At 72.1% G+C, this 2720-nt stretch carries 2 protein-coding genes and 2 pseudogenes; 2 read left to right on the plus strand and 2 right to left on the minus strand.

The window, feature by feature from the left end; genetic code table 11:
* Together ABZ281_RS45215 and ABZ281_RS45220 are read right to left on the minus strand one after the other, a co-directional pair.
* The coding region (locus tag ABZ281_RS45215; protein WP_356664181.1) for a DUF2637 domain-containing protein at nt 1-821 on the minus strand (821 nt) is incomplete at its 3' end.
* 190 nt (nt 822-1011) lie between these two features.
* A complete protein-coding gene (locus tag ABZ281_RS45220; RefSeq protein WP_356664183.1) occupies nt 1012-1953 on the minus strand; it encodes a bacterial transcriptional activator domain-containing protein in 942 nt (313 codons plus the stop codon).
* Nucleotides 1954-2046: 93 nt separating this feature from the next.
* On the opposite strand from ABZ281_RS45220, the pseudogene ABZ281_RS45225 reads away from it, so the two are divergent.
* Nucleotides 2047-2376 (plus strand): annotated as a pseudogene (locus ABZ281_RS45225) (ferric reductase); the annotation flags it as partial.
* Between the two features lie 42 nt (nt 2377-2418).
* Nucleotides 2419-2720: pseudogene (locus ABZ281_RS45230) on the plus strand (FMN-binding protein); the annotation flags it as partial.

A 2720-nucleotide genomic window follows, 5' to 3' on the forward strand; every position in this document is an offset into this window, starting at 1 on the left:
GTGCTGGCCGGCAGGGCGTTGGCCGGAGCCGCGGCGACCGCGGCGGGGTCCACGACGGGCGCCGGGTCGGCGCGCTCCACGGTCACCTTGGCCGCGGCGGCGGAGGGGCGAGGGCGCTGGGAGCCGATCACGCGGACGTTGTCGACGGTCGCCAGGAGCTCGGCCCGCCACGCCTTCCACATCCTGACCGGCGCGCCGATCGGCCAGGGCAACCACAGCAGCAGGCTGTAGGCGCGGTCCCGGTCGGCTTTGCGTCGCTTCTGCCGGCCCATGATGACCTGCTCGATCTTGTACAGCAGCATCTCGAGCAGGATCGCGTACACCAGCGGCGGAACCACCGCGAGGAACGCGCTGCCGGCTCCCGCCCCGGGGGCGTGGAGCAGGTTCATCGCCGCCGAGGCGGACACGAACCCCATCAGCAGGATCCGCGTGATCGCGGAGGAGCGCAGGGTCAGGGCCTCGAAGAAGCGGATGAGGGAGAGGCTGAGGGCGCCGGCGTCCAGGAGCAGCGCGAAACCGGTCGCCGCGTCCCAGTCGCCGCCATTGTGCGCGTGGGCGTACTCGCGCTGCGCCCCGAAGGAGAGCCAGGCGGCGATGCCCGCGAGGACGAACATCATCAGACAGCCGACGCCGAGCGCGATCACGGCGAGGCGGCGCTGCCAGGCGTTGCGGCGCTGGAGGGCGAGCTGGGCGCGCTCCTCGGCGGTGGCGTTCTGCTCGGCGGCTCTGCGCCGGTTGCCGAGCACCATGGCGACGGTGGCCGCAGCGCCGATCCCGGCCACGGCGAGGCTGGCGGGCAGCGCCCACTGGAAGGTGGTCATCGGCGGCCTCCTTCCCTGGTGAGGCCCGCCGGGGTGGTGGGCCCGGCGGGCGGGATGAAGGCGTGCTGCCGGCGGCGGCTCATGTGCGCGGTCTCCTTCGTCGGATGAACGGCCGAAGAGGCCCCTCGCTCTCTACAGGTGTGATCGAGCGGTGCGGTGTGACACCGGAGGTCAGTGAATCTGGGATGGATCATGAGGCCGCGGACCCCAAAGTGGGCTTGATCCTCTCGCCCTTGAGGAGCGTGCGGAGCAGGCCGACGGTCTCGGGCGAGGAATCAACGCCCTCTTCCATGTTGATCCGCGCTAGCTGGGCGGCCGCGCGCTCCAGGCCCTCGCGGTCGCCCATCTCGTGGCAGATGGTGAAGAGGTCCCGGTAGAGCAGCTCGCTCTGGGAGTCGACGAGCATGCCCTTGGTGACGGCCTGGGCCGCCGCCCGGTAGTCGCGGACCTGGCGGCGGCGCTCGGCGAGCTCGTGGGCGACATCAACGATGGCACTGATCATCTCCTGGATGTCGGCCTCCGCCCAGCAGTACTTGGAGGGGTCGACGTCCGCGAAGGGGCGGCCGCGCACGAGGGCCAGGGCATGGGCGAGGGCGACGTCGGCGTCCTGCCCGTCGTGGTGCATGCCCTGCTGGTACAGCTCCTTGAACCGGTCCCAGTCCGAGGTCACCGCGGGCCCCAGGCGGTAGACACCTTCGGTGACCGCGGGGAGGTAGGCGCCCTGGGGGTCGTCGGCGGGCAGGTGGGGGTTGGGGCCGAGCCAGGAGCGCAGCCGCGAGATCGCGGTGTTGCGGGTGCTGGAGGTCTTGCGCAGCCCGGGCCAGATCGCGTTGTCGAGGTCCTGGCGGCCCAGGCCCGGGTGCAGCACGAGCCAGGCGGCGATCTCCAGAAGGTGGTTGCGCCGGTTGCTGCCCACCTGGCCCTGCGCGCCGGTCAGGGTCACCGGGCCGAGGACCTGGACCTGGGGGTCTTCGGGCTCGGTCGGCGGGGTAGCCAGCGCGGCCAGCACGGTGGAGGTCGCGGCGCTGGGACGGGGGATGATCCGCGCTTCGGTCGCTGTCGCGGCTGCCGTGGTCTCGCCGAACGCGGCCGCGGTCAGGCCGGACTCGTCTTCGTCCTGGTCGCCGGTCATGGCCGAGTCCGCTTCCTGCGTGCCCTCCTCGTCCGGGCCGTCGCCGAGCGCGTTGGCGGACAGACCGGAGCCGACCTCCTCGTCGTCGGGCCCCCGATGCGGGCGCTGTTCGAGACGCTGCCGGGCGCGTCCGGCGACATCACCCTTCTCTACCGGGCCAACACCACCCAGGACCTGGCGCTGTGGGGCGAACTCGCCAAGATCGCCGACGAGCGCGGCGCGCGGCTGATGTACGCGGTCAACAGTCCGGAGGGAGAACGCCCCGACATCTCGGCGGAGTCCCTCCAGCGCAAGATCCCGGACATCGACGACCACGACGTCTTCATGTGCGGGCCGCCCGGCTTCGCCCAGTCGGTCTACGAGGCACTGCGCGGCGCGGGCGTACCCGCCCGCCGTATCCATCACGAGTCGTTCGAGATGTGAGCGTTTCGGGACAACTACAGCCCTTCAGGAGTTTGGGAAACAATGAGGAAGTCTCACCCCGTCCGGCGTGCCGTGCTCGCCGGCGCAGCCACCGTCTCCGGGATCGTGCTGCTGCTGTCGCTGAAGCCGGCCTCCGACCCGGGCTCCGCCCAGGCGGCGGGGCAGGCGCCGCCCGCGGCGGCCGGGCAGGCCCCGCAGGGCGGCGTGAACGGCGCGGTCACCGGTGACGCGGCGCAGACGCAGTACGGCGCCGTGCAGGTCCGCCTGACGATGAGCAACGGCAAGATCACCCGGGCCGAGGCGGTCCAGGCTCCCAAGGGCGGCCGCAGCGACCAGATCACCAC

The organism is Streptomyces sp. NPDC006265 (assembly GCF_040613555.1).
Classification (GTDB): domain Bacteria; phylum Actinomycetota; class Actinomycetes; order Streptomycetales; family Streptomycetaceae; genus Streptomyces.